This window comes from Thiomonas sp., from assembly GCF_054608695.1.
In genome coordinates this window covers 29,429-52,410 of sequence record NZ_JBTRXV010000005.1, presented here as the reverse complement: position 1 = coordinate 52,410, position 22,982 = coordinate 29,429, and the positions used below count along the sequence as shown (strand labels likewise).

The window sequence follows — 22,982 nt, the reverse complement described above, 5'->3', positions numbered from 1 at the left end:
GGTTTCTCGTCCATCCACAGGCACAGGGGCCCGAGGCGAATGTCTGAACTGAATGTCTAGGCTCACAGCGCCTGAAACCGGGCGATGAAGCGGGGCTCCAACACTGCACACTCACTGCACACCACCGAGAGGTCGTCATGAACAAGCGCCAAGAGCAAGGTTTCGAGCATCCCGTGCCGTCCGACATCACCCCGCGCGAGGCCTATCGCGATCGGCGGCGCTTCCTCGCCGCAGCCGGGGCCGGTGCCGCAGCGACGGTCGCTGCGGTCGCAGCGCAGCGCGCGCACGCCGTGCCTGCGACGGTGGCCGATGCGGCCCATCCCGGAAACCTGCCGCTGCTGCCCGCCACCAAGGACGTCGCGCTCTCCACCAAGGAGGCGCTCACGCCCTACAAGGACGTGACCAGCTACAACAATTTCTACGAATTCGGCACCAGCAAGAGCGACCCGGCGAGGAACGCCGGCAGCTTGCGCACGCAGCCCTGGACGGTGGTGGTCGAGGGCGAAGTGGGCAAGCCGCGCACCTTCGACATCGACGACCTGCGCAAGCTCGCACCGATGCAGGAACGCATCTACCGCCACCGCTGCGTCGAGGGCTGGTCCATGGTCATCCCCTGGCTGGGCTATTCGCTCTCCAACCTGATCAAGGCGGTGCAGCCCACGGGCAACGCCAAGTATGTGGAATACATCACGCTGCTCAATCATGCCGAGATGCCGGGGCAGAACGACCCCATCCTGCAATGGCCCTACCTCGAAGGCCTGCGCATGGACGAAGCCATGCACCCGCTCACGCTGCTGACGTTCGGCCTGTATGGCGAGGTGCTGCCGAATCAGGACGGCGCCCCCATGCGCATGGTGATTCCCTGGAAGTACGGCTTCAAGGGCGGCAAGTCCATCGTCAAAATCCGTCTCGTGGAAAAGCAGCCGATCACCTCATGGATGCGCGCGGTGCCGCAGTGGTACGGCTTCTACTCCAACGTCAACCCCAACGTCAGCCCGCAGAACTGGAGCCAGGCGAACGAGCGCCGTATCGGCCAGGGTGGTTTTGGCGGCCTGTTCTCGCCTCGCATTCCCACCAAGATGTTCAACGGCTATGGCGAGCAAGTCGCCAGCCTGTACAAGGGCATGAACCTGACCCAAGCTTTTTGAGCGATTCCGGGATCATGAACGCCTCCACGCCTTTGGCCCCGAAACAGGCTCGGCTGTCACTTCGCTGGCGCCGTGCAACCCTGCAGGCCCGCTGGTTCAAGCCCGTGGTCTTCGTCCTGTGCCTATTGCCGCTGTCCTTGCTGGTGTGGCGAGCCTTCACGGTGGAACTCGGCCCCAACCCCGAGCAGACGCTGATCTGGACCACCGGGCTGTGGGCCTTGCGCTTCCTGCTGGCGACCCTTGCCATCACGCCCCTGCGCAAACTCACCGGCTGGGCCGAGCTGGCGCGGCTGCGGCGCATGTTCGGGCTGTTCGCCTTCAGCTACGCAAGCCTGCACTTCACCTGTTATCTCTGGCTGGTCAATGATTTCAGCCTCGATGCCGTGCTGAAGGATGTGGTCAAACATCCCTTCGTGCTCGCCGGCATGACGGCGCTCACGTTGATGCTGCCGCTGGCCGCCACCTCGACCAACGGCATGATCAAGCGCCTGGGTGCAGCGCGCTGGCAGGCCTTGCACAAGCTGGTTTATGTCGTGGCCATCGTCGCCGTGTTCCATGACTGGTGGGGCAAGCTCGCGAAGAACAACACGGCCGATCCGAAGATCTACGCCCTGATGCTTGCCGTGCTGCTCGGCTGGCGTGTGGCCAAGGCGTGGCAGGAACGACGGCTGCAGGCGCGCCGCGCACAGTTGCCGGCGCGGGTTTGATGGCGTGATGGCGGGCCGGGGCCCGGCGTTCAGAACACCAGCAATTGTTCGCCCGCCACCAGGTGCTCGAGGTTTTCGCGTTCACGAATGAGGTGGACTCGAGCGCCGTCCACCAGCACTTCGGCGGCGCGTGGGCGGGTGTTGTAGTTCGAGGCCATGGCCATGCCGTAAGCGCCGGCCGAGAGCACGGCGAGCAGGTCGCCCTCGCGCAGGTCGAGTTCGCGCTCGCGCCCCAGCCAGTCGCCGGACTCGCACACCGGACCGACCACGTCGTAGCGCAGGCTGTGCTTGCCGTCGCGTGGCTGCACCGGCACGATGGCCTGCCACGCTTGGTAGAGCGCCGGGCGCATCAGGTCGTTCATGGCGGCGTCCACCACGGCGAAGTGGCGCTCCAGGCTGGACTTGAGCGTGACCACCTCGGTCAGCAGCAGGCCCGCATTGCCCACCACGGAGCGCCCCGGCTCGAACATCACCTGTCGGTGGCCATAGCCGCGCTGCGCCAGGCGTTCGAGCAAGGCGCCCATCCAGGCGGCGATGCTCGGCGGGGTTTCGTCGGCGTAGCGAATGCCGAGCCCGCCGCCGAGGTCGATGTGCTCGAGCTTGACGCCGTGATGCTCGATGTCGGCCACCAGATCGAGGATGCGGTCGAGCGCGTCCAGGTAGGGTCCGATCTGCGTGATCTGCGAGCCGATGTGGCAGTCGATGCCGACGACGCGCAGGTTCGGCAGCAGCGCCGCGTCGGTATAGGCCGTGCGCGCCAATCCCTGGGGAATGCCGAACTTGTTGCCCTTCAGGCCGGTGGAAATATAGGGGTGGGTTTTCGCGTCGACGTCGGGGTTGATGCGCAGGCTGACCGGGGCGACCACGCCGCGCTCGCCGGCAATGCGGCTCAGGCGCCGCAGTTCGCTTTGCGACTCCACGTTGAAGCATTGCACGCCAGCTTCCAGCGCCGCACGCATCTCGGCGTCGAGCTTGCCGACGCCCGAGAACACCACTTTGGACGCCTCGCCGCCGGCGGCCAGCACCCGCGCCAGTTCGCCGCCGGAAACAATGTCGAAACCCCAACCCAGATGCGCCAGCAGTTGCAGCACGGCCAGGCTGGAGTTGGCCTTGACCGCGTAGCGCAGCGAAACCGGCTTGCCCTGCGCCGCAGCCTGATACGCGCCCGCCGCCTGCTCGATGCCGGCCCGCGAGTACACATACAGCGGCGTGCCGAATTGCCGCGCCGGCTCGGCCGCAGGTACCGCCTCGACCATCAAGGCGCCATTGCGGTAGGCCAGGTGCGGATGGCCGGGAAGTTCGGTGAAGGCAGCAGAGGGTTGCGACATGGGCTGGTTGTCGTGGTTGAGGAAGGGTTTGGGTCCATGGCGCACGGGCGAAACAACGCGGCCTGGCGCAATGGGCGTGACGGCTGAGACGATCAGCCCTGGCTCGGAGCGGCGGGCGGCGGCTTGGGCAAATACAGCGGCCCACGCTGGCCGCAAGCGCTCAACAGACCGCATGCGGCGAGCAGCACGGCGAGTCCGACAATGCGCGCTGTACGGGCAAATCTTGTTCCTAGAATGGTTCGGTCAAGCATCGATTCAGTGTATCAGCCGCACCCGGAAAACCACCTCATGAACGACCTGCCGCAAACCGACTATTTGAGCCTTGCCGATGCCATGTTGAGCCGGGTGGAAACGGCCGCCGACGCTGCCGATATCGACTCCAAGCGCGAAGGCTCGGTGCTGACCCTGGAACTCGACAACGACGAGAAAATCATCATCAATCTGCAAGCGCCGCTGCAGGAATTATGGCTGGCAAGCAAATCCGGCGCCTATCACTTCCGCTACGGCGCCGGGCAGTGGCTGGACACGCGCAGCGGCTTGCGCTTCGAGGATTTGGTGCAGCAGGCGGTGCGTCAACAAGGCGGGCCGTTGCTGGCGCCGCTCTGAATTCAGTTGCGCGTCGGGAACAGCTTGGAGAGGGCGTCTTCCGCGCTTGAAGCGGCTGGCGGCGGTGCTGCTGCTGGAATGTCGAGCGCATGCACGCCGCCACCGGCGGCATAGTCGTCGTACACATAGTCGTTGCCCAGCTGCACGACACCGGGAGGCGGGGCGTATTGCGTCACGGCAACGCCTTGCAGCGCGGTGCGCATGAAGTCGATCCAGATGGGCAGTGCCACGCGCCCGCCGGTTTCTTTCGCCCCCAGTTTCAGCGGTGTGTCGTAACCCACCCAGGCCACGGCCGCGAGTTGCGGGTTGTAGCCGCAGAACCAGGCGTCCACCGAATCGTTGGTGGTGCCGGTCTTGCCGTAGAGGTCGGGTCGTTTGAGTTCGGCCTGGGCGCGCGCCGCCGTGCCGGTGCGCGTCACCTCTTGCAGCAAGGTGCTCATGACGAAGGCGTTGCGCGGCGTGATGGTGCGCAGGCTTGGGTCGCCGGCGCGCTGGGGCTTGGGCGCGGCCAGCACACGGCCCGAGGCGTCGCTGATGGAGCTGATGAAATAAGGCTGCAACAGATAGCCGCCATTGGCGAACACCGCGTAGGCACGCACCATGTCCATCGGCGTGGCCGAGCCCGCGCCCAGCGCCAGGGTGAGGTAGGGCGGTTGCTTGCTGGCGTCGAAGCCGAACCGGCGGCTCCATTGCTGCGCGTACTTCGGCCCGATGCTGTCGAGCACGCGGATGGCGACCATATTCTTGGACTGCGCCACGCCTTGCTTGAGGGTGATCGGCCCGTCGTAAGTGCCGTCATAGTTTTTCGGCTCCCAGGCCTGGCCGCCGGTGGCGGCCGCGTCGAAAAACAGCGGCGCGTCGTTCACCATGGTCGGCGGCATGAAGCCCTTGTGCAACGCGGCCGAGTAGACGAAAGGCTTGAAGCTCGACCCCGGCTGGCGCTGCGCCTGGGTGACGTGGTTGAACTCGTTCTGCTGGAAGTCGAAGCCGCCGATCAGCGCCTGGATCGCGCCGTCGTTCGGGTTCATCGCCACGAACGCCGCTTGCACGCGGGGGATCTGGGTGATGACCCAGCGCCCTTGAGGTTGCTTCCAGATGCGCACCACGGCGCCCGGGCGCAAGGCCACGTTGGGCTGCGCCTTGGGCCCCAGCCCCAGGGCGGCGACCTGCTGCAGGCCGTCGCCGGCCACGTCCAGCAACTCGCCGCCCGGGCGCATCACCTGCACCTGCTTCGGGCTGGCCGCCGTCACCACGGCGCAGCGCAGACCCTCGGTGTCGGGGTGATCGTTGCAGGCGTCGTCGACGGTTTGCGGCCACAGCGAGGCTTGGGTCGGGGGGTCGATATAGGCCTCGGGGCCGCGCCAGACCTGGCGCAGTTCGTAGCGCATCACCCCCGTGTGCAGGGCTCGCCAGGCAGCGTCCTGATCGCGGCTGACGATGGTGGTGGTGACGTTGAGGCCGCGGGTGTAAGCCTGCTCGCCATAGCGCGCGAACATGGCCTGCCGCACCATCTCCGCCACATAGCTCGCATGGACCGAGGTTTCGGCGGCGCGGCTGGCGCGCAGGCCGAGTGCGGCATCTTGGGCCTGGGCGTAGTCGTCGGCGCTGATCCAGCCCAAAGCGCGCATGCGGCCGAGGACATACTGCTGGCGAATCTTGGCGCGCGGCAGGTTGACGAAGGGGTTGTAGGCCGAAGGCGCTTTGGGCAGCCCGGCCAGCATGGCCGCCTGCGCCAGGCTGATTTGCGCCAAAGGCTTGCCAAAATAGGTTTGCGCCGCGGCTGAAAAGCCGTAGGCATGCTGGCCAAGGTAGATCTGGTTCATGTAGAGCTCCAGAATCTGGTCCTTGCTCAGTTCGCGCTCGATCTTCAGCGCCAGCAGCAGCTCGAAGAGCTTGCGCGTGAATGTCTTTTCACTGCTGAGATAAAAGTTGCGCGCCACCTGCATGGTGATGGTCGAGGCGCCCTGGCTCTTCGCCTTGTGCAGGTTCGCCAGCGCGGCGCGGGCAACGCCCGTCCAGTCGATGCCGCCATGCTGATAGAAGCGGTCGTCTTCCGTGGCCAGCACGGCCAGCTTCATGACTTTGGGAATCTGCCCGATCGGGACGAAGTCGCGACGCTCCTCGCCGAACTCGCCGAGCAAGGCATGGTCGGCCGAATACACCCGCAGCGGCAGCTTGGGCTTGTAGTCCAGCAGTTGCTGAACATCGGGCAGGCGCGGCCAGGCGAAAGCCAGAACCACGCCGACGAGCAGAACCGCGGCCAAAAACAGACCCGTCAGCATGGCAATGAGGCCACCCACGAGCCGAACTCCCAGGCTGCGAGGGGCGGTGGAAGGGTCGGGCGGAGGTTTGGTGGGCGGGGATATCGCCATAGATCTCGGGAGGTGCGAGCGGTGCAGGAGGTGGGCCGGTTGGGTCGCGGGGCCAGGGGCGAGCGCGATCCGAACGCTGACGAAGGCCGGGAAGACGGTGGGGGGCGCGAAACCGGGTTGATGCGCCAGCCCCGAGAAGATGTCCGATTGTAAAAATTCTCGGAGAGCCATCGGGATTTTCCGTTTGGCGCGCCGCCTTCGTCTGTGCACCCGTGGGTCTTTTGCAACGAATCACGGTTGGCCGCGGGAAAACCTGACAAACAATCAAACACTTGTTGTTAGGATTGAAAAAAACATTGAACTCATGCCGCCCGGGTCGATGCGGCCATCAGTTCCCAGCGAGCTTTTTCAAGTTCCACTCATTCAGGGGGTTGTGTTGTCCATCTTCAGCAGCATGCTTCGCAAGCGCTACGCGCCGCTGATCGGCCTGGACATCAGCAGCTCCAGTGTCAAGCTGGTCGAGTTGGCGCTGGATGAGCAAAACCGCTACACCCTGGTGCGCGCCGCCATCGAGCCACTCGAGAAAGGCGCCATCACCGACGGCAACATCGAAAAACACGATGACGTGGTCGACGCCGTGCGCAAGCTGGTGAAAAAGAGCGGCACCAAAACCAAAAACGTGGCGCTGGCGCTGCCATCATCGGCCGTCATCAGCAAGAAAATCGTCCTGCCCGGCGACTTGCGCGAAGAGGAGGTCGAGGTTCAGGTCGAGACCGAGGCCAACCAGTACATCCCCTTCGCCATTGAAGACGTCGCGCTCGATTTCAGCGTCCTCGGCCCCAGCCTCAATTCCCCTGGCGACCAGGAGGTGCTGATCGCCGCCTCGCGCCGCGACAAGGTGCAGGATCGCCAGGCCATCGCCGAAGCGGCCGGGCTCAAGCCGCAGATCATGGACATCGACTCCTTCGCCTCGCGGCTGGCTGCCGGCAGGCTGATCGAGCGCCTGCCGCGCGGGGGCCACGACCTGCTCGTCGCCCTGTTTGAAATTGGCGCCTCCAGCACCTCGATGCAGGTGCTGCGCAACGGCGAAACCCAGTATGACCGCGACCAGACTTTCGGCGGCCAGCAACTGACCCAGGCCATCGCCCGCCACTACGGTTTCTCGCAGGAAGAAGCCGAGGCGAAAAAGCGCAATGCCGACCTCCCCGACGACTACACCTCCCAGGTGCTGGAGCCTTTCATCGAAGGCATGGCGCAGGAGTTGGCCCGCGCACTGCAGTTCTTCTTCCGCGCCACCCCCAACAGCAAGGTCGATTATGTGCTGCTGGCTGGCGGCACCGCCTCGCTGCCCGGCCTGGTGGAGAAAATCACCCAGCTGACGTCCACCGCCTGCCTGGTGCTCAACCCCTTCGAGGGCATGGCCATCGGCGATCAGGTGCGTGAGAAAAAACTGCGCCTGCAAGCGCCGAGCTATCTCACATGTTGCGGTCTGGCCATGCGCAGGTTTTTGCAATGAACATCGTCCTGATCAACCTGTTGCCGCACCGCGAGGCCAAGCGCAAGAAGCGGCGCGAGGCCTTCTTCGTCGGGGTGGCGGCGTCGCTCATCGTCGGCCTGCTGCTGCTGGGCCTGGCTTACACCGTGCTGAGCGCGATGATCGACCAGCAGCAGTCGCGCAACGACTTCCTCAAGGCGCAAACCGCCCAGCTCGACGCGCAAATCAAGGATATCGCCACCTTGCGCCAGGAGATTGAAAGCCTGCGCGCACGCCAGCAGGCGGTGGAAAACCTGCAGTCGGATCGCAATCTGCCGGTCTACCTGTTCGACGACCTGACCAGGGACACGCCGATTGGGGTGCAAATCACCTCGATCAAACAGGAAGGGCAGTCGGTGCTCGTGCAGGGCACGGCTTTGAGCCAGGAGCGCGTGGCCGATCTGCTGCGCAATCTGGCCGACACCAAGGGCTGGCTGGAAAAGCCCGAGTTGATCGAGATCCGCTCCGTCACCACCCAAATTTCCAAGGGCAACACCCAGACCGTGTCGGCCTTCCAGTTGCGTGCCACGCTCAAGCGCCCGGGGGCGCCGGCGGGTTCGGCTTCCGGCGCGGCCCCGGCCAACACCAACCCTGCAGGCTGAGGACAGCATGGCCAAATCCCTCAAGATGCAGATCGATTTCCCGGCGCTCCAGGAGCGCATCGCCAGCCAGTTTCGCGGGCTCAACCAGAACGACCCAGGCACCTGGCCGCCGCTGCCCCGAGCCACGGCCTATGCCTTCGCCCTGGTGTTGGCCCTGGCGGTCGGTTGGTATGCCTGGCTTTCGGGCGTGAAAGACCAGCTCGACCAGGCGCAGCAACAGGAAGTGCAATTGCGCGACCAATACAAAAGCAAGCTGGCCCAGGCGGTGAGCCTGGATCTGCTCAAGGCGCAGAAAGCCCAGGTGCAGCAATATGTCCTGCTGCTGGAAAAGCAACTGCCCAGCAAGGCCGAGATGGATGCGCTGTTGTCCGACATCAACCAGGCCGGCATCGGCCGCGGTCTGCAGTTTGACCTGTTCCGCCCAGGCCAGGTCGAAGTGAAGAACTACTACGCCGAGCTGCCCATCGCCATCAAGGTGCAAGGAACCTACAACGATCTCGCGGCGTTCACCTCCGACGTGGCGAAGCTGTCGCGCATCGTCACCATCAACAACATCGCCATCACCAGCCCGGCCGGCCCGGCGCCCGGTGGCAAGCTGACCATGGAGGCCACCGCCAAGACCTTCCGCTACCTCGACGCCGACGAAGTCGCGGCGCAGCAAAAGGCCAAGAAACCGGGGGCCAAGCCATGAGCCCGCTGCGCCGCCTCAAAGGCGAATTCCGCAAAGCGCCGCCCGCAGCCCTGCCCATGCGCCGCCGCGCGTTCGCTGGCCGCCGCCCGGCCTGGCTCATGCTCACGCCGCTGACGGCCTTGTTGCTTGCCGGTTGCGGTGGCCAACCGCATGAAGACCTGCGCCTTTGGATGAGCCAGGAACGCGCGAAGTTGCATCCGCATGTGCAACCCATCGAGGCGCCCAAGCCGTTTACACCTGCAAGTTACAGCCTTGCCGACCAGACCGATCCATTCTCTCCGGCCAAGTTGGAAACCGGCGTGCGGCAGGAAATGAACAAGCTCAGCCCCGAGGTTCTGGCGCAGATGAACCGGCCGAAGCAGCCGCTCGAGCAGTATTCGCTCGACCAGATCCAGATGGTGGGCAGCCTCAAGATCAAGGGCCAGGACTACGCCTTGCTCAAGGCGGCCAATCTGTTGTACCGCGCGCATGTGGGCGAGTACGCCGGTCAGCATTACGGGCGCATCACCAAAATCGACGAAAACCAGGTTGTTTTGCAGGAGTTGGTGCAGGATGCCACTGGCGACTGGGTGCAACGCACCGCAACCCTTCAATTGCAGGAGAGCAGCAAATGATGTCCGAGCGTTGTTGTGCCCCCAAGGACGGCGCGCTGCGCTGCCACGACCCCCATGGGAGTCAAGCAAACTTGGGAGCGGCCCGGCGTTTCATGGCTCGCCTTGCGGCGCCATGGCTGGGTCGGGTGGCCGCCAGCCTGACCTTGTTGCTCGGCTTCGCGAGTGTGGCTGCGGCCCAATCCGCCAATGTGCTGCAAAGCGTGGGCGCCAGCAGCCAGGGCGGCGAAATCGTCGTGCAACTCGAGTTCGCGCAGCCACTGGCGGCGCCACCGGCCGGCTTCACCATTGACCAGCCAGCCCGCATCGTGCTCGACTTCCCCGGCGTCAAGTCCGAAGTCAGCCGCAGCGCCGTCAGCTTCGATCAGGGCAATCTGCGTTCCGCCAATGTGGTCGAGGCGCAAGGCCGTTCTCGTGTTGTGCTCAACCTGCGCAGCTCCACCACCTACAAAACCGAGATTCTGGGCAAGCGCCTGCTGGTGCTCATCAGCCCCGTGGCCTCCGCGCCGCTGAATGCCTCCGTCGGTTCCGGCGCATCGCTGACGCAGCCGGTGCACTTCGCCGACAGTCTCAACACCCAGCAACTCCCGTTGCGCGGCGTGGATTTCCACCGTGGCCCTGACGGCTCAGGACAGGTCGTCGTCAACCTGCCCAACAACCAGGTTGGCGTCGACATCCGCCAGCAAGGCCAGAACATCGTCGTCGACTTCCTGAAAACCGCCTTGCCGCCGGAACTGCGGCGCCGGCTGGACGTCGGTGATTTCGCCACGCCGGTGAAATCCATCACCACCTTCCAGATGGGCGACAACGTCCGCATGGTGGTGCAGCCCAGCGGCGCCTACCAGCAAAGCGCTTACCAGGCCGACAACAAGTTCGTGCTGGAAGTGCGGCCCGAGACGCCCAACCCCAACCAGCTCGCGCCCGGCAACGGCCCGGGTTATCACGGGCAGAAGCTGTCGCTCAATTTCCAGAACATCGATGTGCGTTCCTTGCTGCAGGTGTTCGCCGACTTCACCGGCCTGAACGTGGTGGTGAGCGACTCGGTCACCGGCAACCTCACCCTGCGCTTGAAAGACGTTCCCTGGGACCAGGCGCTGCACATCATCCTCCAGGCCAAGGGCCTGGGGGAGCGCAAGGAAGGCAATGTGCTGTGGATTGCGCCGCGCGACGAAATCCTGGCTCGCGAAAAGTCCGAACTCGAGGCCAAGAAGTCCATCCAGGATCTCGAGCCGCTCAAGTCCGAGACCTATCAACTGAACTACCAGAAGGCGGCCACCGTGGTGGGGCTGCTGACAGGCGCGGCAGGTGGCGCGCAGTCAAGCGGTGCTGGCGGAGCGGCGGCCATGCCTCCGATTCCAGGCTTCTACTCGGGGGCCGGCGCGCCAACATCGCGCATCCTTTCGCCGCGTGGCACGGTCATTGCCGACCCACGCACCAACCAGATTTTCGTCACGGATATCCCATCGAAACTGGAAGAGATCGGCCGTCTCATCGGCAAGATCGACAAGCCGGTGCGTCAGGTGCTGATCGAGGCGCGCATCGTCGAGGCCTCCGACCAGTTCGGGCGCAGTCTTGGGGCCAAGCTGGGTTATACCGATGCACGTGGCATCCAGGGAGGGGTTCCAGGTGTCAATGTTGGTGGTTCAACCTATGCCACCGTGACTGGCGACTATCTCGGCGTGGCCAATCAAACCAACCAGCCCGGCTCTTCCGGCGCGACGCTGACGGATTCACAGTTTGTCAATCTTCCAGCCTTTGGTTTGGCCGGAAGCATTCTGGCTGGCGCTGTGCCCAGCGCCGTTGCAGTGAGCCTATTCAGTTCCGCAGCCAACCGCTTCATCAATCTGGAACTATCTGCGATGGAGGCCGATGGCAAGGGCAAGATCATTTCTTCCCCGCGCGTGATTACTTCAGATTTGCAAAAAGCCACCATTGAACAAGGCACCGAAATTCCTTATCAACAAGCGACTTCGAGTGGCGCCACCTCCGTGACTTTTAAGAAGGCTGTGCTGAGTCTTGATGTAACTCCTCAGATCACACCGGACGGCAACGTCATCATGAACGTCGAAATTCACAAGGATAGTCAAGGCGCTGCGACCAATGGTGTGCCCTCCATCAACACCAATACCGTGACGACTCAGGTGCAGGTGGAAAACGGTGGAACGGTCGTTCTTGGAGGCATCTACACTTCATCTGAGCAAAATCAGACCAATAAGGTTCCTTTGCTTGGTGATATTCCGGTTCTAGGTTATTTATTTAAGGTGAAGAGCAAGGCTATTCAGAAAAGCGAATTGATGGTTTTTCTGACTCCTAAGATTGTTAGCAATGCGGACCTAAGTCGCTAACAAACCAGTTTTGCATGTTATCGATTTAATGAGTATAGATAATTTGAGGTTTTAAATGTCACCATACACGCCGCGTTTTGTTAAAAGCCTGCTTGCAGCCGTATTCATAATTTCATTGGCTGCATGCGGCGGCGGCGGTGGGACTGCCGGGACTCCACTCTTGGGGGCAGGAAGTACAGCTAGTTCCGGGGGCTTGGGAGCTTCTAAGCCAACGGCAAATCTTGCATATCAAATCTCTCTTACGCCAGCAGCTTTGAATGTTGCAACAAATTCCGTTTATCAACTTAAAGCGGTCGTGACCGCTAACGGAAGTGCAGCTTCAAATACAAAGGTAACTTTTACGATTGGTAGTGCTTCGTCTGGACCGACTCTCAATGGATCAACAAGCGCCGTGACTGTTACCACTGGAACAGATGGCTCCGCTTATGTCAGATATCAGGCTGGTCAGCAAGCGGGCACCGATGTGATTGTGGCATCCGTTGGCACAGCTAATGTTAACGAGGTTAGTCAATCTACCTCGATTTCTGTAACAACTTCTGCTCCTAGCGGTTGGACGCTTAATCTTTCTGGCGTGCCAACTCAGGGAACTTGTTCAATCGGAACAAATGTGAATGGTAGCTCTCTATTCTGTGGACCATTAAGTGCAAACACAGTTGATCCGATTTCTGGTTTGCAGTACGTTGGATATGGGACGCGACTAGCAGCGTTTGTGGTTGATTCAAATAATAAGCCAGTTATTGGCGCAAGCGTAAGTTTCACTATGGGTAGCACAACAACTTCTGCAACCGTCGGGTACTGCAACACTTCCACTGGAGCGCCAACTACCGGGCCTACTTGCACGGATCACGCAACAAATAATCCTGGGAAGCCCAGTACAGCTTTAGTTCAAGCTGGCGTCCTAAATAATCAAAACAACGTAACTACCACCGTAGCGGCCACAACTAATACAAATGGCATTGCTTATGTGAATTACGCCAGTGGTGGACAGGGCGGTTATGACGTGGTGAATGTCACGGTGAGTTACCCGACTTCATCTGGCGGCTTGGCGCAAGCTACACAGTCGGTAACTATGTATGTCCAGTAACGCTTTGCACTCCCCATAACAATTTAGGCTGTCTACGCTGTTTCAGTTTTCCATAAGCAGCATCAGCACCGTTATCAGTGGAAAAACCATGTCGGATCTTTCTCATTGGCCTGATGGGCGCCGGCAAGACGACGGTTGCCCGCTCGCTTGCGCAGCGCACGGGGTTGGAGTTTGTCGATAGCGATCACGAAATCGAGCGGGAGCAAGGCTGCAGCATTGCGGCCCTGTTCGCGCGCGATGGCGAAGCCGGGTTCAGGGAGGTCGAGGCGCGGGCGATCGACGCCTTGACTCAGCGCGGCGGGCTGATTCTCGCCACCGGTGGCGGGGTGGTTCTCCGCGAGGACAACCGGCGCGCCTTGCATGACCGCGGCGTGGTCGTGTACTTGCGCGCCAGTGCCGACGAGCTGGCGCACCGTACCCGCAATGACCGCAGCCGCCCCTTGCTGCAAACGGGCGACCCGCGCGCCAAACTGCGCGAGTTGTTCCGCCAGCGTGACCCGCTGTACCGCGAAACAGCCCATTTCATCATCGACACCGGCCGTCCCTCGGTGGCGATGCTCGCAAATCTGGTCCTCACCCAACTGGAGCTGGCTGGGGTTCTGGATCCGGCGGCATACGTCACTGGTGCGGCTTCGGCTGGCGCCTCGGGTGGCTATTCTGGCGGTGCTCACACTCGCACACGCCGCTCCGAGCGGTAGACGGCTTGCCCGTTACGGGCCTACGGTCTCGTGCCAATGCAGTGCCCGTGGCGACCTGATCGCATGGACTTTGCGGGTCTCATCCAACCTGATAGGGCAGAGAGGCCCAGCCCAGGTGCCCAATCTGCCCACCCATGAGAGCGGACGTGGATCGCCGGTCGGACGAACCGGCCTACAGGGGGCTTCCTACAATCGAGCATTCACAGCCCAGCCCGACAAGCCCCAGCCATGACCATCGTCCGCGTCGAACTCGATCAGCGTGCCTACGACATCCACATCGGCGCGGGTCTGCTGGCGCGGCCTGAAAGTTTTGCTCAGGTTGCGGCGCCCGAGGCGCGCGCGCTCATCGTCTGCAACACCACCGTCGCGCCGCTCTACATGCAGCGACTGCAGCAGGCGCTGGCGCCGCACTTCGCCAAGGTGCTGAGTTGCGTACTGCCAGACGGCGAGGAGCACAAGGACTGGCCCACCCTCAACCATGTGTTCGACGCCCTGCTCGAACACCAGTGCGACCGCAAGACCACGCTGTTTGCGCTCGGGGGCGGGGTGATTGGCGACATGGCCGGTTTTGCCGCCGCCTGCTATATGCGCGGCGTGCCCTTCGTGCAGGTGCCCACCACCTTGCTGGCGCAGGTGGATTCGTCGGTGGGCGGCAAGACGGCGATCAACCATCCGCTGGGCAAGAACATGATCGGCGCGTTCTACCAGCCGCGGCTGGTCGTGGCCGATATCGACACCCTGGGCACCCTGCCGCCCGCCGAGGTGTCTGCCGGGTTGGCCGAAATCATCAAGCACGGCGCGATTGCCGACGCCACATTTTTCGACTGGCTCGAAACCCATATGGAGCGCCTGCGCACGCTCGACCCCGAGGCCGTGGCGCACGCCGTACGGCGCTCGTGCGAGATCAAGGCCGCCGTGGTGGCGCAGGACGAAACCGAGACCGGTCTGCGCGCCATCCTCAACTTCGGCCATACCTTCGGCCACGCCATCGAGGCTGGCATGGGCTATGGCCAGTGGCTGCACGGCGAGGCGGTGGGCGCCGGCATGGTGATTGCGGCCGATGTTTCGGTGCGCCTGGGCCTGCTGGATGCGGCCTCGGCGGCCCGGCTGCGCGAACTCACGCGCCGTGCCGGCTTGCCGGTGCAGGCGCCGCCGCTGCCGCTGGCGCGCTACATGGAACTGATGCAGGTGGACAAGAAGAACGAGGCCGGCAGCGTGCGCTTCGTGCTGCTGCAGGGCCTGGGCCATGCCCTGTTGCGCCCGGCTCCGGCCGATGTGGTGAACGCCAGCCTGTTGGCGCATGGCGCTCTGGCGACGGTGTCCGAGCCAGCCGCGCAGGGGCGGGCAACGGCGTCGACATCCCCATGAATCTGCGAGCAGCGGAATCGCCCGACGCGCACGAGGCGCGGCTGGCGCCTTACGCCAATACCGCCGCCACTTCACGCGGCCGCAGGTACGCCGAACCGGCGCCGCGCGACCGCAGCGACTACCAGCGCGACCGCGACCGCATCATCCACTGCAGCGCATTCCGGCGGCTGGAGTACAAGACCCAGGTGTTTCTCAACCACGAGGGCGATCTGTTCCGCACCAGGCTCACGCACAGTCTGGAAGTGGCGCAGATCGCGCGTTCCATCGCCCGCGCGCTGCGCCTGAACGAAGACTTGACCGAGGCCATCGCTCTGGCGCACGACCTCGGCCACACGCCATTCGGCCACGCCGGACAGGATGCGCTGAATGACTGCATGCGCAGCAGGGCGCTGCAGGTTTTACGCCCGCGCTCGGAGGATGGAGACGGCGTCGCCAGTTCCATGGGGGACATGGACGGCGGTGGCTTCGAGCACAACCTGCAGTCGCTGCGGGTGGTGGACAAACTGGAGGAGCGCTACGCCGCGTTCGATGGCCTGAACCTCACCTTCGAGACGCGCGAGGGCATCCTCAAACATTGTTCGCGGCGCAATGCCGCGCACCTGGGCGAGGTGGCGGCGCGTTTTCTGCATGGCGGCCAGCCCAGCCTGGAAGCGCAGGTGGCCAACCTGGCCGATGAGATCGCCTACAACAACCACGACATCGACGACGGCCTGCGCTCGGGTCTTCTGCAGCTCGATCAGCTCGAAGCCATCGGCTTTTTCGGCGGTCATCTGCATGCGGTGCGCGCTGCCTATCCGGGCCTTGTGACCAAGCGTCTGGTGGCCGAAACCATCCGCCGCATGATTTCCGCGCTCATCGCCGATCTGGTGGCGCAGACCCAGGCCAACATCGTGGCGGCCGGCGTGCAGAGCCCGGCAGAAGTGCGCGCGGGCGCGCCGCTGGTGGGTTTCAGCGCCCCGGTGCGCGAACAACTCACCCGGCTGCAGCAGTTCTTGCGCCAGGCGCTGTACCGGCACCCGCAGGTGCTGCGCTCCACCACCAAGGCGGCGCGGGTGCTGCGCGAGTTGTTCACCGCCTATGCCGACGAGCCGCGCCTGCTGCCGTTCGACCACCAGCGCCCGGCGGGCACCAATCCATTGCGCGCCATTGCCGACTACATCGCCGGCATGACCGACCGCTACGCGATCAAGGAGCATCGCAAGCTGTTTTCCGTGCAGGACTGGTAGCGCGCGCGGGAGAGGACGGACTGGGACGAATCCCGCGTGGCGAATGGGCGTATCTAAAAATGTCAGCGCATTGTTTGCCTAGGCAATAGCATGCCAGACATGAATGTGAAAACTCCAGAGCAGCCCGCCCAAGCGACGGCTGCACCGCCGCGCTTTTACGAAGGCGACACCTACTGCAAGGACAACTCGGTCGGCTTCCTGATGAAGCGCTGCCTGGCCGTGCTATTGCGCAACCTGGAGCACCGCATGCAGGCGCTCGACCTCACGGGCACGCAATGGCATCCGCTGATTCATGTGCTGGAAGGTTGCGACACCGTGGCCGCCTGCGCCCGCGAAATGCAGACCGACGCCGGCGGCATGACCCGCATGCTGGACCGCCTCGAAACCAAAGGCCTGCTGGTGCGCGAACGCAGCACGGTGGATCGCCGCGTGGTGCATCTCGCGCTCACGCCCAAGGGGCGCGAAGTGGCCCAGCAAGTGCCCGCCGTGCTGGCCGAAGTGCTCAACGAACACCTGCGCGGGTTCACGGCCCAAGACTTCGCCACGCTGATGGACTTGCTGCGGCGCTTCGTCGACAACGGCGACGCCCTCGCCGCTGCCAGCAATGCCGGGCCCGGCCCCAAGCTCACCCTGGACGAGGGCTGAAGGCGCACGTCACCGCCCCCGAATGCGCAGGCAGCAGACTGCATGACCGCCCGACGCATCGCCTGAATCACCCTGGCTCACCGCACATCCCGCACGACCAACACCTGTTCTCCATCATGCCGCTTCCATCACCCTTTCGAACCCGAGCCATGCATGGCCATACGGCCCGTGGCGGCCTGCTGTGCCTGGCGCCACTGCTGGCGGCCCTGCTGCTGGCCGGTTGTGCCTCCACCGGCCGCATCCAGCCCATGGCCCAAGCCTTGCAGCCGGCGCAACTCGGCCTGAGCAACAACGCCGTCAACCCGGCAGAGTTTCCGAAAGAAGATTGGTGGACGCAGTTCAACGCTCCCGAGTTGAACCGCCTGATCGCCCAAGCCCTGGCCGATAACCCCAGCCTGCAGGAAGCGCAGGCGCGCATGCGCCAGGCGCAGGCGGCGGTGGGTGTGGCGCAAAGCAGCCTGGAGCCGAGCCTGAATGCCGCGGTGAACTCCACCCGCCAGCGCTTCAGCGCAAACGATATTTATCCCCCGCCTCTGGGCGGCGGCACCTACACCGAAAACCAGGCCCTGCTGCAAGGCAGCTACACCTTCGACTTTTTTGGCCGCAACAAGGACCAGCTCCAGGCGGCCATCGGCCAAGCCCGCGCGGCCCAAGCCCAGGCCCAGGCGGCGCGCGTGTTGCTGGCGGCGAATGTGGCGGGCGCCTATGTCAACCTCGCGCGGCTGGACGCGCAGCGCGATGTGCTGGAGCGCACCCTGGCGCAGCGCCAGCACATCGAACGGCTGGTGGGAGACCGCGTTCGCGCCGGCCTGGAAACCTCGCTGCAGCAGCGCCAGGCCCAGGCCGAGATTCCGCAAATCAAGCTGCAGCTCGAACAGAACGCGCAGGCGCAGGCCCAGGCGCGCCACGCGCTGGCTGCCCTGCTCGGGCAAGGCCCAGAGGCCACGGCCAAGCTCAAGCCCAGCCTGCAGACGCTGCCCATGCCGGCGCTGCCGCAAAGCCTGCCGGCCGAACTCATCGGCCGCCGGGCCGATGTGGTGGCCGCGCGCTGGCAGGCGCAGGCAGCGCTGGCGGGCGTGAAGGCGGCGCGCGCGGCCTTCTATCCCAACATCAGCCTGACCGCTTTTGCCGGCTTCACCGCGCTGGGTTTCAGTCAATTCCTTGCGGCCGGCAGCCGCGCCTATGGCGTGGGCCCGGCGCTGACGCTGCCCATTTTTGAAGGCGGCAAGCTGCGGGCCAATCTGCGCGGGCAATCGGCGGCGGCCGATGCGGCCATCGCCCAATACAACGCCACGGTGGTGAACGCCGTGCGCGAAGTGGCCGACGCGGTGAGCGACCGGCGCTTCTTGCAGCAGCAGATCGTCCAGCAGCAAGATGCGCTCCAGCTCGCGCAGGACGCCGAGCGGCTGGCACAACAGCGCTACAAGGCCGGCCTGAGCAATTACCTCAATGTGCTGACCACCGAGAACGGGGTGCTGCAGCTGGAGCAGATCGGCACCAGCCTCAAGGCGCAGGCGCTGGTGGACGATCTGGCCCTGATCCGCGCCCTGGGCGGCGGTTATGCGACCACCGAACTGCCGGCGCTGCCGGGGGCGACGGCCGAGATCGCCCCGGCAGCGGCAAGTCCACAAACGCCAACAACCCCTGCGGCCCCGGCAACCCCAAGCACCGCAGCCCGGCCCTGAGCCGCGGCGATCGAGCGTCGTCATCAACACAACAACATCACGGAGCTTTGCATGAGCGCCAACCCACCATCCAACACCCCGAACGGCTCCCCCGCCGCCAGCAATGGCAATGGCAAAGCGGCCAAGCGCCGCAAGCTGATGATCGTGGCCATCGTCTTCTTCATCATCGCCGGCGCCCTGTACAGCGGCTACAACTACTGGCAGTCGCTGCGCTACGCCTACACCGACGACGCGTACGTGCAGGGCAACCTGGTGCAAGTCACGCCGCAGGTGGGCGGCACCGTGGTGGCGATCGACGGTGACGACACGCAGCTGGTGAAGGTCGGCCAGCCGCTGGTGCAGCTGGACGGCGCCGACACCCATGTCGCCCTGCAGCAGGCCGAGGCCATGCTGGCGCAGGCGGTGCGGCAGGTGCGCGTGAGCTTTGCCAACAACGGCACGCTGGCGGCGCAAGTGGCGGTGCGGCAGACCGATGTCGCCACCGCGCAAGCCAATCTGGCCAAGGCCGAGGACGCGCAGCGACGCCGTCAGGAACTCGCCGGCACCGGCGCGGTGGGGGCGGAAGAATTGCGCCAGGCGCAGATCGCGGTGCAGGCGGCGAAAGCCGCGCTGACCACGGCGCAGGCCGGCGTCATGGCGGCGCAGGAACAGCTCGCCAGCGGCGAGGCGCTCACGGCAGGCACGGTGATTGCCGACAACCCTTCGGTCAAGCTGGCCGCAGCCAAGGTGCGCGAGGCCTATCTGGCTTACGAGCGCACGATGATCCCCGCGCCGGTCAGTGGCGTGGTGGCGCAGCGCACGGTGCAACTCGGCCAGCGCGTGGCTCCCGGCGTGCCGCTGATGTGGGTGGTGCCGCTGAACGATGTGTGGATCAACGCCAACCTGAAGGAAACCCAGTTGCGCGACGTGCGCATCGGCCAGCCGGCCAAAGTGGTGGCCGACACCTATGGCAGCAGCTTCACCTACACCGGGCGCGTGGTCGGCCTGTCGGCAGGCACGGGCGCGGCGTTCTCGCTGCTGCCGGCGCAGAACGCCACGGGCAACTGGATCAAGGTGGTGCAGCGCCTGCCGGTGCGCGTCGCACTCGACCCGAAGCAGCTCGCCAGCCACCCGCTGCGCGTGGGCATGTCGACGGAAGTGACCATCACCATCAGCGACCACAAGGGCCCGCTGGTGACGGACATGCCGCCGACCGGCCCGGCCGCCAGCACCGACGTTTATGCCGCCGACTGGAAGAAGGCCGATGCCCTGGTGGATTCCATCGTCGCCGCCAACGCCGGCGGCAAGCGCTGAGGCAGCGCAAGCGCGCGACCAAGGACCACGCATATGGCCAGCTCACTCGACATCGAAGAGGCCGCAGCCGGGGCCACGCCCGCCGCGCCGGCCACCCCCGCGCACATGGTGCCGCTCAAGGGCAGCATGCTGGTGCTCGGCACCATCGCGCTGTCGCTGGCGACCTTCATGAACGTGCTCGACACCTCCATCGCCAACGTCTCCATCCCGGCGATTGCCGGCGATCTGGGGGTGAGTTCCTCGCAAGGCACCTGGGTCATCACCTCCTTCGGCGTGGCCAATGCCATCGCCGTGCCGCTCACCGGTTTCGTCACCCAGCGTTTCGGCGCCGTGAAGGTGTTCCTCGCCAGCATCCTGCTGTTCACGCTGTTCTCGTTTCTGTGCGGGCAGGCCCACAGCATTGAAATCCTCATCCTGTTCCGCGTGCTGCAAGGCGCCAGCGCCGGGCCGATGATTCCGCTGTCGCAAACCCTCTTGCTCTCCAGCTATCCGCAGAAGCGCGCGGGCATGGCGCTGGCGATGTGGTCGATGACCACGCTGATCGCGCCCATCCTCGGCCCGCTGCTCGGCGGCTGGATCACCGACAACATTTCCTGGCCGTGGATTTTCTACATCAACGTCCCCGTCGGCCTCATCGCCGCCGCCGTGACCGCCAGCATCTACACCCGCCGCGAGACCCCGATCCGCAAGCTGCCGATCGACTGGACCGGGCTCGGGCTGCTGGTGATCTGGGTCGGCGCGCTGCAAATCATGCTCGACAAGGGGCAGGAGCTCGACTGGTTTTCCTCGCCCGTCATCATTGCCCTGGCGGTGGCGGCCGTGGTGGGCTTCACGCTCTTCCTCATCTGGGAAATCTACGACGACCATCCGGTGGTCGACCTCACCTTGTTCAAGATTCCGAGCTTCACCCTCGGCACCATCATGCTGGCGCTGGCCTATGGCATGTTCTTCGGCAGCCTGGTGCTGCTGCCGCTGTGGCTGCAGGAGTTCATCGGCTACACCGCCACCCAGGCCGGTGAAGTGCTGGCGTGGGTCGGGCTGTTCGCCCTCCTCCTGTCGCCCGTCATCGGCCGCTATCTGCCCGTGCTGGATTCGCGCTGGGTCACCACCTTCTCCTTCATCGTCTTCGCCCTGGTGTTCTACATGCGCTCGCAGTTCACCACCGGCGACAGCTACTGGGAGTACAGCATTCCAACGGTGATTCAGGGGATTGCCACGGCGACGTTCTTCATCCCGCTGCTGGGCATCATCCTGGGGGGCTTGCCGGGGCATCGCATCGCCGCGGCTTCTGGTCTGTCGAACTTTGCCCGCATCACCGCGGGCTCGTTCGGCACGTCCATCTACACCACCTGGTGGGCCGACCGCGCCGACCTGCACCATGAGCAACTCGTCAGTCATATCTACGCCGGCAGTCCGGTGGCCAGCCCCGTGATCCAGGGCCTGCAGGCGCGCGGCTTCAGCCACGAGCAGGCGCTGGGCGTGATCAACCGCCTCATCGACCAGCAGGCCTACACCATCGCCGTCGACGACATGTTCCGCCTCAGCGCCTGGCTGTTCCTCGCCATGATTGTCCTGGTCTGGATGATCAAGCCGGCACGGGGTGGCGCAGCCAGCGCCGAGGCGGCCGGCGCACATTGAACCGGCCGGGTTCATGGCATCACCTCACACATCGTTCACTCGAAAAAACCATCGTCATGCGCACATCATCCCCATCCCGTGCATACGCCTTCTCGCGCCACGCACTGCTGGCCGCCTTCCTGGCCGCCACCTGTCTGGCGCAGGCGCGGGCTTCCGAACTGTCCGCGCTCTGGGGCGCGTACCGGGGCTATCACAACACTACCCTGGCCTACCAGACCGATCCTTTCTGGGTGCACGACTTTGCCCATGGCAAGCTCGACCTCAGCCTGGAGGGGTCGGTTGGCCAAGTCACCGGGCCATCGGGCTCGGATCACCAGTCCCTGTGGCATGTCGGACTGACTCCCATGGCGCGCTGGTGGCTCACGCCGCAATCGGGCATCGAGCTCGGCATTGGTGCGAATGTGTTTTCTGGCACCCATCTCGGCGACAAACGCATCTCCACCGCCTACCAGTTCGGCGACTCCATCGGTGTCTTCCACCGCTTCGCCAGCACCCCCTGGAGCCTGGGCCTGCGCCTCACCCACTATTCCAACGCCGACATCAAACGCCCCAACCCGGGGCAGGACTATCTGCAACTGCGCGTGGCTTACAACTTCGACTGAGCGCCCCAAGGGCGACGCGCGGACGGTCGCCGGCCTCGGTTCGGCCGCAACGCCCACCACTCGGCCGCGACGGCAGCCGCCTTGCAGCGCCCGCCCGCGCTGCCCTTACCATGCGCGCATGTTCCAGGACCAAGCCACGCTGCTGCTGCTCATCCGCCACGGCGAAACCGAGTGGAATCATGACGCGCGCATCCAAGGGCACACGGACATCGCCCTGAGCGCGCAGGGCCGCAGCCAAGCCCGGGCCGTGGCCGCGGCCCTGTCTGATGCCGACATCCATGCCGTCTACGCCAGCGACCTGCTGCGCGCCAGTGAAACCGCCCAGCCCATCGCCCAAGCCCATGGCTTGCCCCTGCACACCGACCCTGGCCTGCGCGAGCGCGCCTTCGGTGCTTTCGAAGGGTCCAGCTTCGTGCAATTGCAAGCCATCCACCCCGAGGCCTGCGAGCGCTGGCGCAAGCGCGACCCGAGCTTCGCCGCGCCCGGGGGCGAGCGGCTGGATGACTTCTACGCCCGCGTCACCACCACCGTGCGGCGCATCGCTGCGAGCCATGCGGGGCAAACGGTGGCCATCGTCACCCACGGCGGTGCGCTCGACTGCCTGCACCGCTGCGCCACCAGCCAGGAGCTGCATGCGCCACGCACCTGGGAGCTGCGCAACGCTGCCATCAACCGCGTGCTGGTGGCCGAGGGCCGCATGACCCTGGTGGGCTGGAACGACGGCGGGCACCTGGACAGCGGTCTGGACGAAGCCCTGGGTTGATGGCGCCGGGTTCAGGCGCCGAACCACGACACCGGCCACGCTTCATCGACAGCAAGGGGATCAGCATCACGGCGCAGGTGTTCATCCGCAATCTGC

At 64.6% G+C, this 22,982-nt stretch carries 21 protein-coding genes; 18 read left to right on the top strand and 3 right to left on the bottom strand.

Annotation, left to right across the window (positions count from 1 at the left end):
* Positions 1–137: 137 nt before the first annotated feature.
* Positions 138–1,148, top strand: coding sequence for a protein-methionine-sulfoxide reductase catalytic subunit MsrP (msrP, locus tag ACYCUK_RS04095; protein WP_461593561.1), 1,011 nt, complete (start codon positions 138–140; stop codon positions 1,146–1,148).
* A gap of 14 nt (positions 1,149–1,162) precedes the next feature.
* Positions 1,163–1,855, top strand: a complete 693-nt coding sequence (locus ACYCUK_RS04090) for a protein-methionine-sulfoxide reductase heme-binding subunit MsrQ (protein ID WP_461593560.1) — start codon at positions 1,163–1,165, stop codon at positions 1,853–1,855.
* A 29-nt stretch (positions 1,856–1,884) separates the two neighbouring features.
* Here the strand turns inward: ACYCUK_RS04090 and lysA are convergent, their stop codons facing one another.
* Together lysA and lptM are read right to left on the bottom strand one after the other, a co-directional pair.
* Positions 1,885–3,183 carry a diaminopimelate decarboxylase gene (lysA, locus tag ACYCUK_RS04085; RefSeq protein ID WP_461593559.1) on the bottom strand — a complete coding sequence of 433 codons (1,299 nt, stop codon included), beginning with the start codon at positions 3,181–3,183 and terminating at the stop codon, positions 1,885–1,887.
* Positions 3,184–3,275: 92 nt separating this feature from the next.
* Positions 3,276–3,434, bottom strand: coding sequence for an LPS translocon maturation chaperone LptM (gene lptM / locus ACYCUK_RS04080; protein WP_112484679.1), 159 nt, complete (start codon positions 3,432–3,434; stop codon positions 3,276–3,278).
* 37 nt (positions 3,435–3,471) lie between these two features.
* On the opposite strand from lptM, the gene cyaY reads away from it, so the two are divergent.
* Positions 3,472–3,789: an iron donor protein CyaY gene (gene cyaY, locus ACYCUK_RS04075; protein ID WP_461593558.1), complete on the top strand. Its 318-nt coding sequence runs from the start codon at positions 3,472–3,474 to the stop codon at positions 3,787–3,789.
* Positions 3,790–3,791: 2 nt separating this feature from the next.
* Here the strand turns inward: cyaY and ACYCUK_RS04070 are convergent, their stop codons facing one another.
* Positions 3,792–6,161 (bottom strand): penicillin-binding protein 1A, encoded by a 2,370-nt coding sequence (locus ACYCUK_RS04070; RefSeq protein ID WP_461593557.1) that lies wholly within the window; start codon positions 6,159–6,161, stop codon positions 3,792–3,794.
* A 394-nt stretch (positions 6,162–6,555) separates the two neighbouring features.
* Between ACYCUK_RS04070 and ACYCUK_RS04065 the strand changes: the two genes are divergently transcribed.
* The 15 genes from ACYCUK_RS04065 (at position 6,556) to ACYCUK_RS03995 (ending at position 22,886) form a co-directional block, all read left to right on the top strand.
* The gene (locus ACYCUK_RS04065; RefSeq protein ID WP_233224353.1) at positions 6,556–7,617 is read left to right on the top strand and encodes a pilus assembly protein PilM; all 1,062 of its coding nucleotides are present in this window, start codon (positions 6,556–6,558) and stop codon (positions 7,615–7,617) included.
* Positions 7,614–8,237, top strand: a complete 624-nt coding sequence (locus ACYCUK_RS04060; protein ID WP_461593556.1) for a PilN domain-containing protein — start codon at positions 7,614–7,616, stop codon at positions 8,235–8,237. Before ACYCUK_RS04065 ends, ACYCUK_RS04060 begins: the two co-directional genes overlap by 4 nt.
* A 7-nt stretch (positions 8,238–8,244) precedes the next feature.
* The gene (locus tag ACYCUK_RS04055; RefSeq protein ID WP_461593555.1) at positions 8,245–8,928 is read left to right on the top strand and encodes a type IV pilus inner membrane component PilO; all 684 of its coding nucleotides are present in this window, start codon (positions 8,245–8,247) and stop codon (positions 8,926–8,928) included.
* A complete protein-coding gene (locus ACYCUK_RS04050; protein WP_461593554.1) occupies positions 8,925–9,542 on the top strand; it encodes a pilus assembly protein PilP in 618 nt (205 codons plus the stop codon). Before ACYCUK_RS04055 ends, ACYCUK_RS04050 begins: the two co-directional genes overlap by 4 nt.
* A gap of 92 nt (positions 9,543–9,634) precedes the next feature.
* Entirely contained in the window at positions 9,635–11,884 is a 2,250-nt protein-coding gene (gene pilQ / locus ACYCUK_RS04045; protein WP_461593553.1) for a type IV pilus secretin PilQ, read from the top strand.
* A 55-nt stretch (positions 11,885–11,939) separates the two neighbouring features.
* Positions 11,940–12,968: a hypothetical protein gene (locus ACYCUK_RS04040; RefSeq protein WP_461593552.1), complete on the top strand. Its 1,029-nt coding sequence runs from the start codon at positions 11,940–11,942 to the stop codon at positions 12,966–12,968.
* A 77-nt stretch (positions 12,969–13,045) separates the two neighbouring features.
* Positions 13,046–13,666, top strand: coding sequence for a shikimate kinase (locus ACYCUK_RS04035; RefSeq protein ID WP_461593551.1), 621 nt, complete (start codon positions 13,046–13,048; stop codon positions 13,664–13,666).
* A gap of 228 nt (positions 13,667–13,894) precedes the next feature.
* The gene (gene aroB / locus ACYCUK_RS04030; protein ID WP_461593550.1) at positions 13,895–15,034 is read left to right on the top strand and encodes a 3-dehydroquinate synthase; all 1,140 of its coding nucleotides are present in this window, start codon (positions 13,895–13,897) and stop codon (positions 15,032–15,034) included.
* Entirely contained in the window at positions 15,031–16,260 is a 1,230-nt protein-coding gene (locus ACYCUK_RS04025; RefSeq protein WP_461593549.1) for a deoxyguanosinetriphosphate triphosphohydrolase, read from the top strand. The genes aroB and ACYCUK_RS04025 overlap by 4 nt, the downstream gene beginning before the upstream one ends.
* Before the next feature lie 90 nt (positions 16,261–16,350).
* Positions 16,351–16,905: a MarR family winged helix-turn-helix transcriptional regulator gene (locus tag ACYCUK_RS04020; RefSeq protein ID WP_461593548.1), complete on the top strand. Its 555-nt coding sequence runs from the start codon at positions 16,351–16,353 to the stop codon at positions 16,903–16,905.
* A 149-nt stretch (positions 16,906–17,054) separates the two neighbouring features.
* Entirely contained in the window at positions 17,055–18,590 is a 1,536-nt protein-coding gene (locus ACYCUK_RS04015) for an efflux transporter outer membrane subunit (RefSeq protein WP_461593547.1), read from the top strand.
* 51 nt (positions 18,591–18,641) lie between these two features.
* On the top strand, positions 18,642–19,883 hold the full coding sequence (locus ACYCUK_RS04010; protein WP_461593546.1) for an HlyD family secretion protein: 1,242 nt from the start codon (positions 18,642–18,644) through the stop codon (positions 19,881–19,883).
* A gap of 33 nt (positions 19,884–19,916) precedes the next feature.
* On the top strand, positions 19,917–21,521 hold the full coding sequence (locus ACYCUK_RS04005) for a DHA2 family efflux MFS transporter permease subunit (protein ID WP_461593545.1): 1,605 nt from the start codon (positions 19,917–19,919) through the stop codon (positions 21,519–21,521).
* 56 nt (positions 21,522–21,577) lie between these two features.
* Positions 21,578–22,123, top strand: a complete 546-nt coding sequence (locus ACYCUK_RS04000) for an acyloxyacyl hydrolase (RefSeq protein WP_461593544.1) — start codon at positions 21,578–21,580, stop codon at positions 22,121–22,123.
* 118 nt (positions 22,124–22,241) lie between these two features.
* Complete coding sequence (locus ACYCUK_RS03995; protein ID WP_461593543.1) at positions 22,242–22,886, top strand: histidine phosphatase family protein; 645 nt, start codon at positions 22,242–22,244, stop codon at positions 22,884–22,886.
* Positions 22,887–22,982: the final 96 nt, after the last annotated feature.

What these genes read in the sequence shown, in the direction of transcription:
- msrP (WP_461593561.1), top strand. Translation starts at nt 138, where the DNA reads ATGAACAAGCGCCAAGAGCAAGGTTTCGAGCATCCCGTGCCGTCCGAC.
- ACYCUK_RS04090 (WP_461593560.1), top strand. Translation starts at nt 1,163, where the DNA reads ATGAACGCCTCCACGCCTTTGGCCCCGAAACAGGCTCGGCTGTCACTT.
- lysA (WP_461593559.1), bottom strand. Translation starts at nt 3,183, where the DNA reads ATGTCGCAACCCTCTGCTGCCTTCACCGAACTTCCCGGCCATCCGCAC.
- lptM (WP_112484679.1), bottom strand. Translation starts at nt 3,434, where the DNA reads ATGCTTGACCGAACCATTCTAGGAACAAGATTTGCCCGTACAGCGCGC.
- cyaY (WP_461593558.1), top strand. Translation starts at nt 3,472, where the DNA reads ATGAACGACCTGCCGCAAACCGACTATTTGAGCCTTGCCGATGCCATG.
- ACYCUK_RS04070 (WP_461593557.1), bottom strand. Translation starts at nt 6,161, where the DNA reads ATGGCGATATCCCCGCCCACCAAACCTCCGCCCGACCCTTCCACCGCC.
- ACYCUK_RS04065 (WP_233224353.1), top strand. Translation starts at nt 6,556, where the DNA reads ATGCTTCGCAAGCGCTACGCGCCGCTGATCGGCCTGGACATCAGCAGC.
- ACYCUK_RS04060 (WP_461593556.1), top strand. Translation starts at nt 7,614, where the DNA reads ATGAACATCGTCCTGATCAACCTGTTGCCGCACCGCGAGGCCAAGCGC.
- ACYCUK_RS04055 (WP_461593555.1), top strand. Translation starts at nt 8,245, where the DNA reads ATGGCCAAATCCCTCAAGATGCAGATCGATTTCCCGGCGCTCCAGGAG.
- ACYCUK_RS04050 (WP_461593554.1), top strand. Translation starts at nt 8,925, where the DNA reads ATGAGCCCGCTGCGCCGCCTCAAAGGCGAATTCCGCAAAGCGCCGCCC.
- pilQ (WP_461593553.1), top strand. Translation starts at nt 9,635, where the DNA reads ATGGCTCGCCTTGCGGCGCCATGGCTGGGTCGGGTGGCCGCCAGCCTG.
- ACYCUK_RS04040 (WP_461593552.1), top strand. Translation starts at nt 11,940, where the DNA reads ATGTCACCATACACGCCGCGTTTTGTTAAAAGCCTGCTTGCAGCCGTA.
- aroB (WP_461593550.1), top strand. Translation starts at nt 13,895, where the DNA reads ATGACCATCGTCCGCGTCGAACTCGATCAGCGTGCCTACGACATCCAC.
- ACYCUK_RS04025 (WP_461593549.1), top strand. Translation starts at nt 15,031, where the DNA reads ATGAATCTGCGAGCAGCGGAATCGCCCGACGCGCACGAGGCGCGGCTG.
- ACYCUK_RS04020 (WP_461593548.1), top strand. Translation starts at nt 16,351, where the DNA reads ATGCCAGACATGAATGTGAAAACTCCAGAGCAGCCCGCCCAAGCGACG.
- ACYCUK_RS04015 (WP_461593547.1), top strand. Translation starts at nt 17,055, where the DNA reads ATGCATGGCCATACGGCCCGTGGCGGCCTGCTGTGCCTGGCGCCACTG.
- ACYCUK_RS04010 (WP_461593546.1), top strand. Translation starts at nt 18,642, where the DNA reads ATGAGCGCCAACCCACCATCCAACACCCCGAACGGCTCCCCCGCCGCC.
- ACYCUK_RS04005 (WP_461593545.1), top strand. Translation starts at nt 19,917, where the DNA reads ATGGCCAGCTCACTCGACATCGAAGAGGCCGCAGCCGGGGCCACGCCC.
- ACYCUK_RS04000 (WP_461593544.1), top strand. Translation starts at nt 21,578, where the DNA reads ATGCGCACATCATCCCCATCCCGTGCATACGCCTTCTCGCGCCACGCA.
- ACYCUK_RS03995 (WP_461593543.1), top strand. Translation starts at nt 22,242, where the DNA reads ATGTTCCAGGACCAAGCCACGCTGCTGCTGCTCATCCGCCACGGCGAA.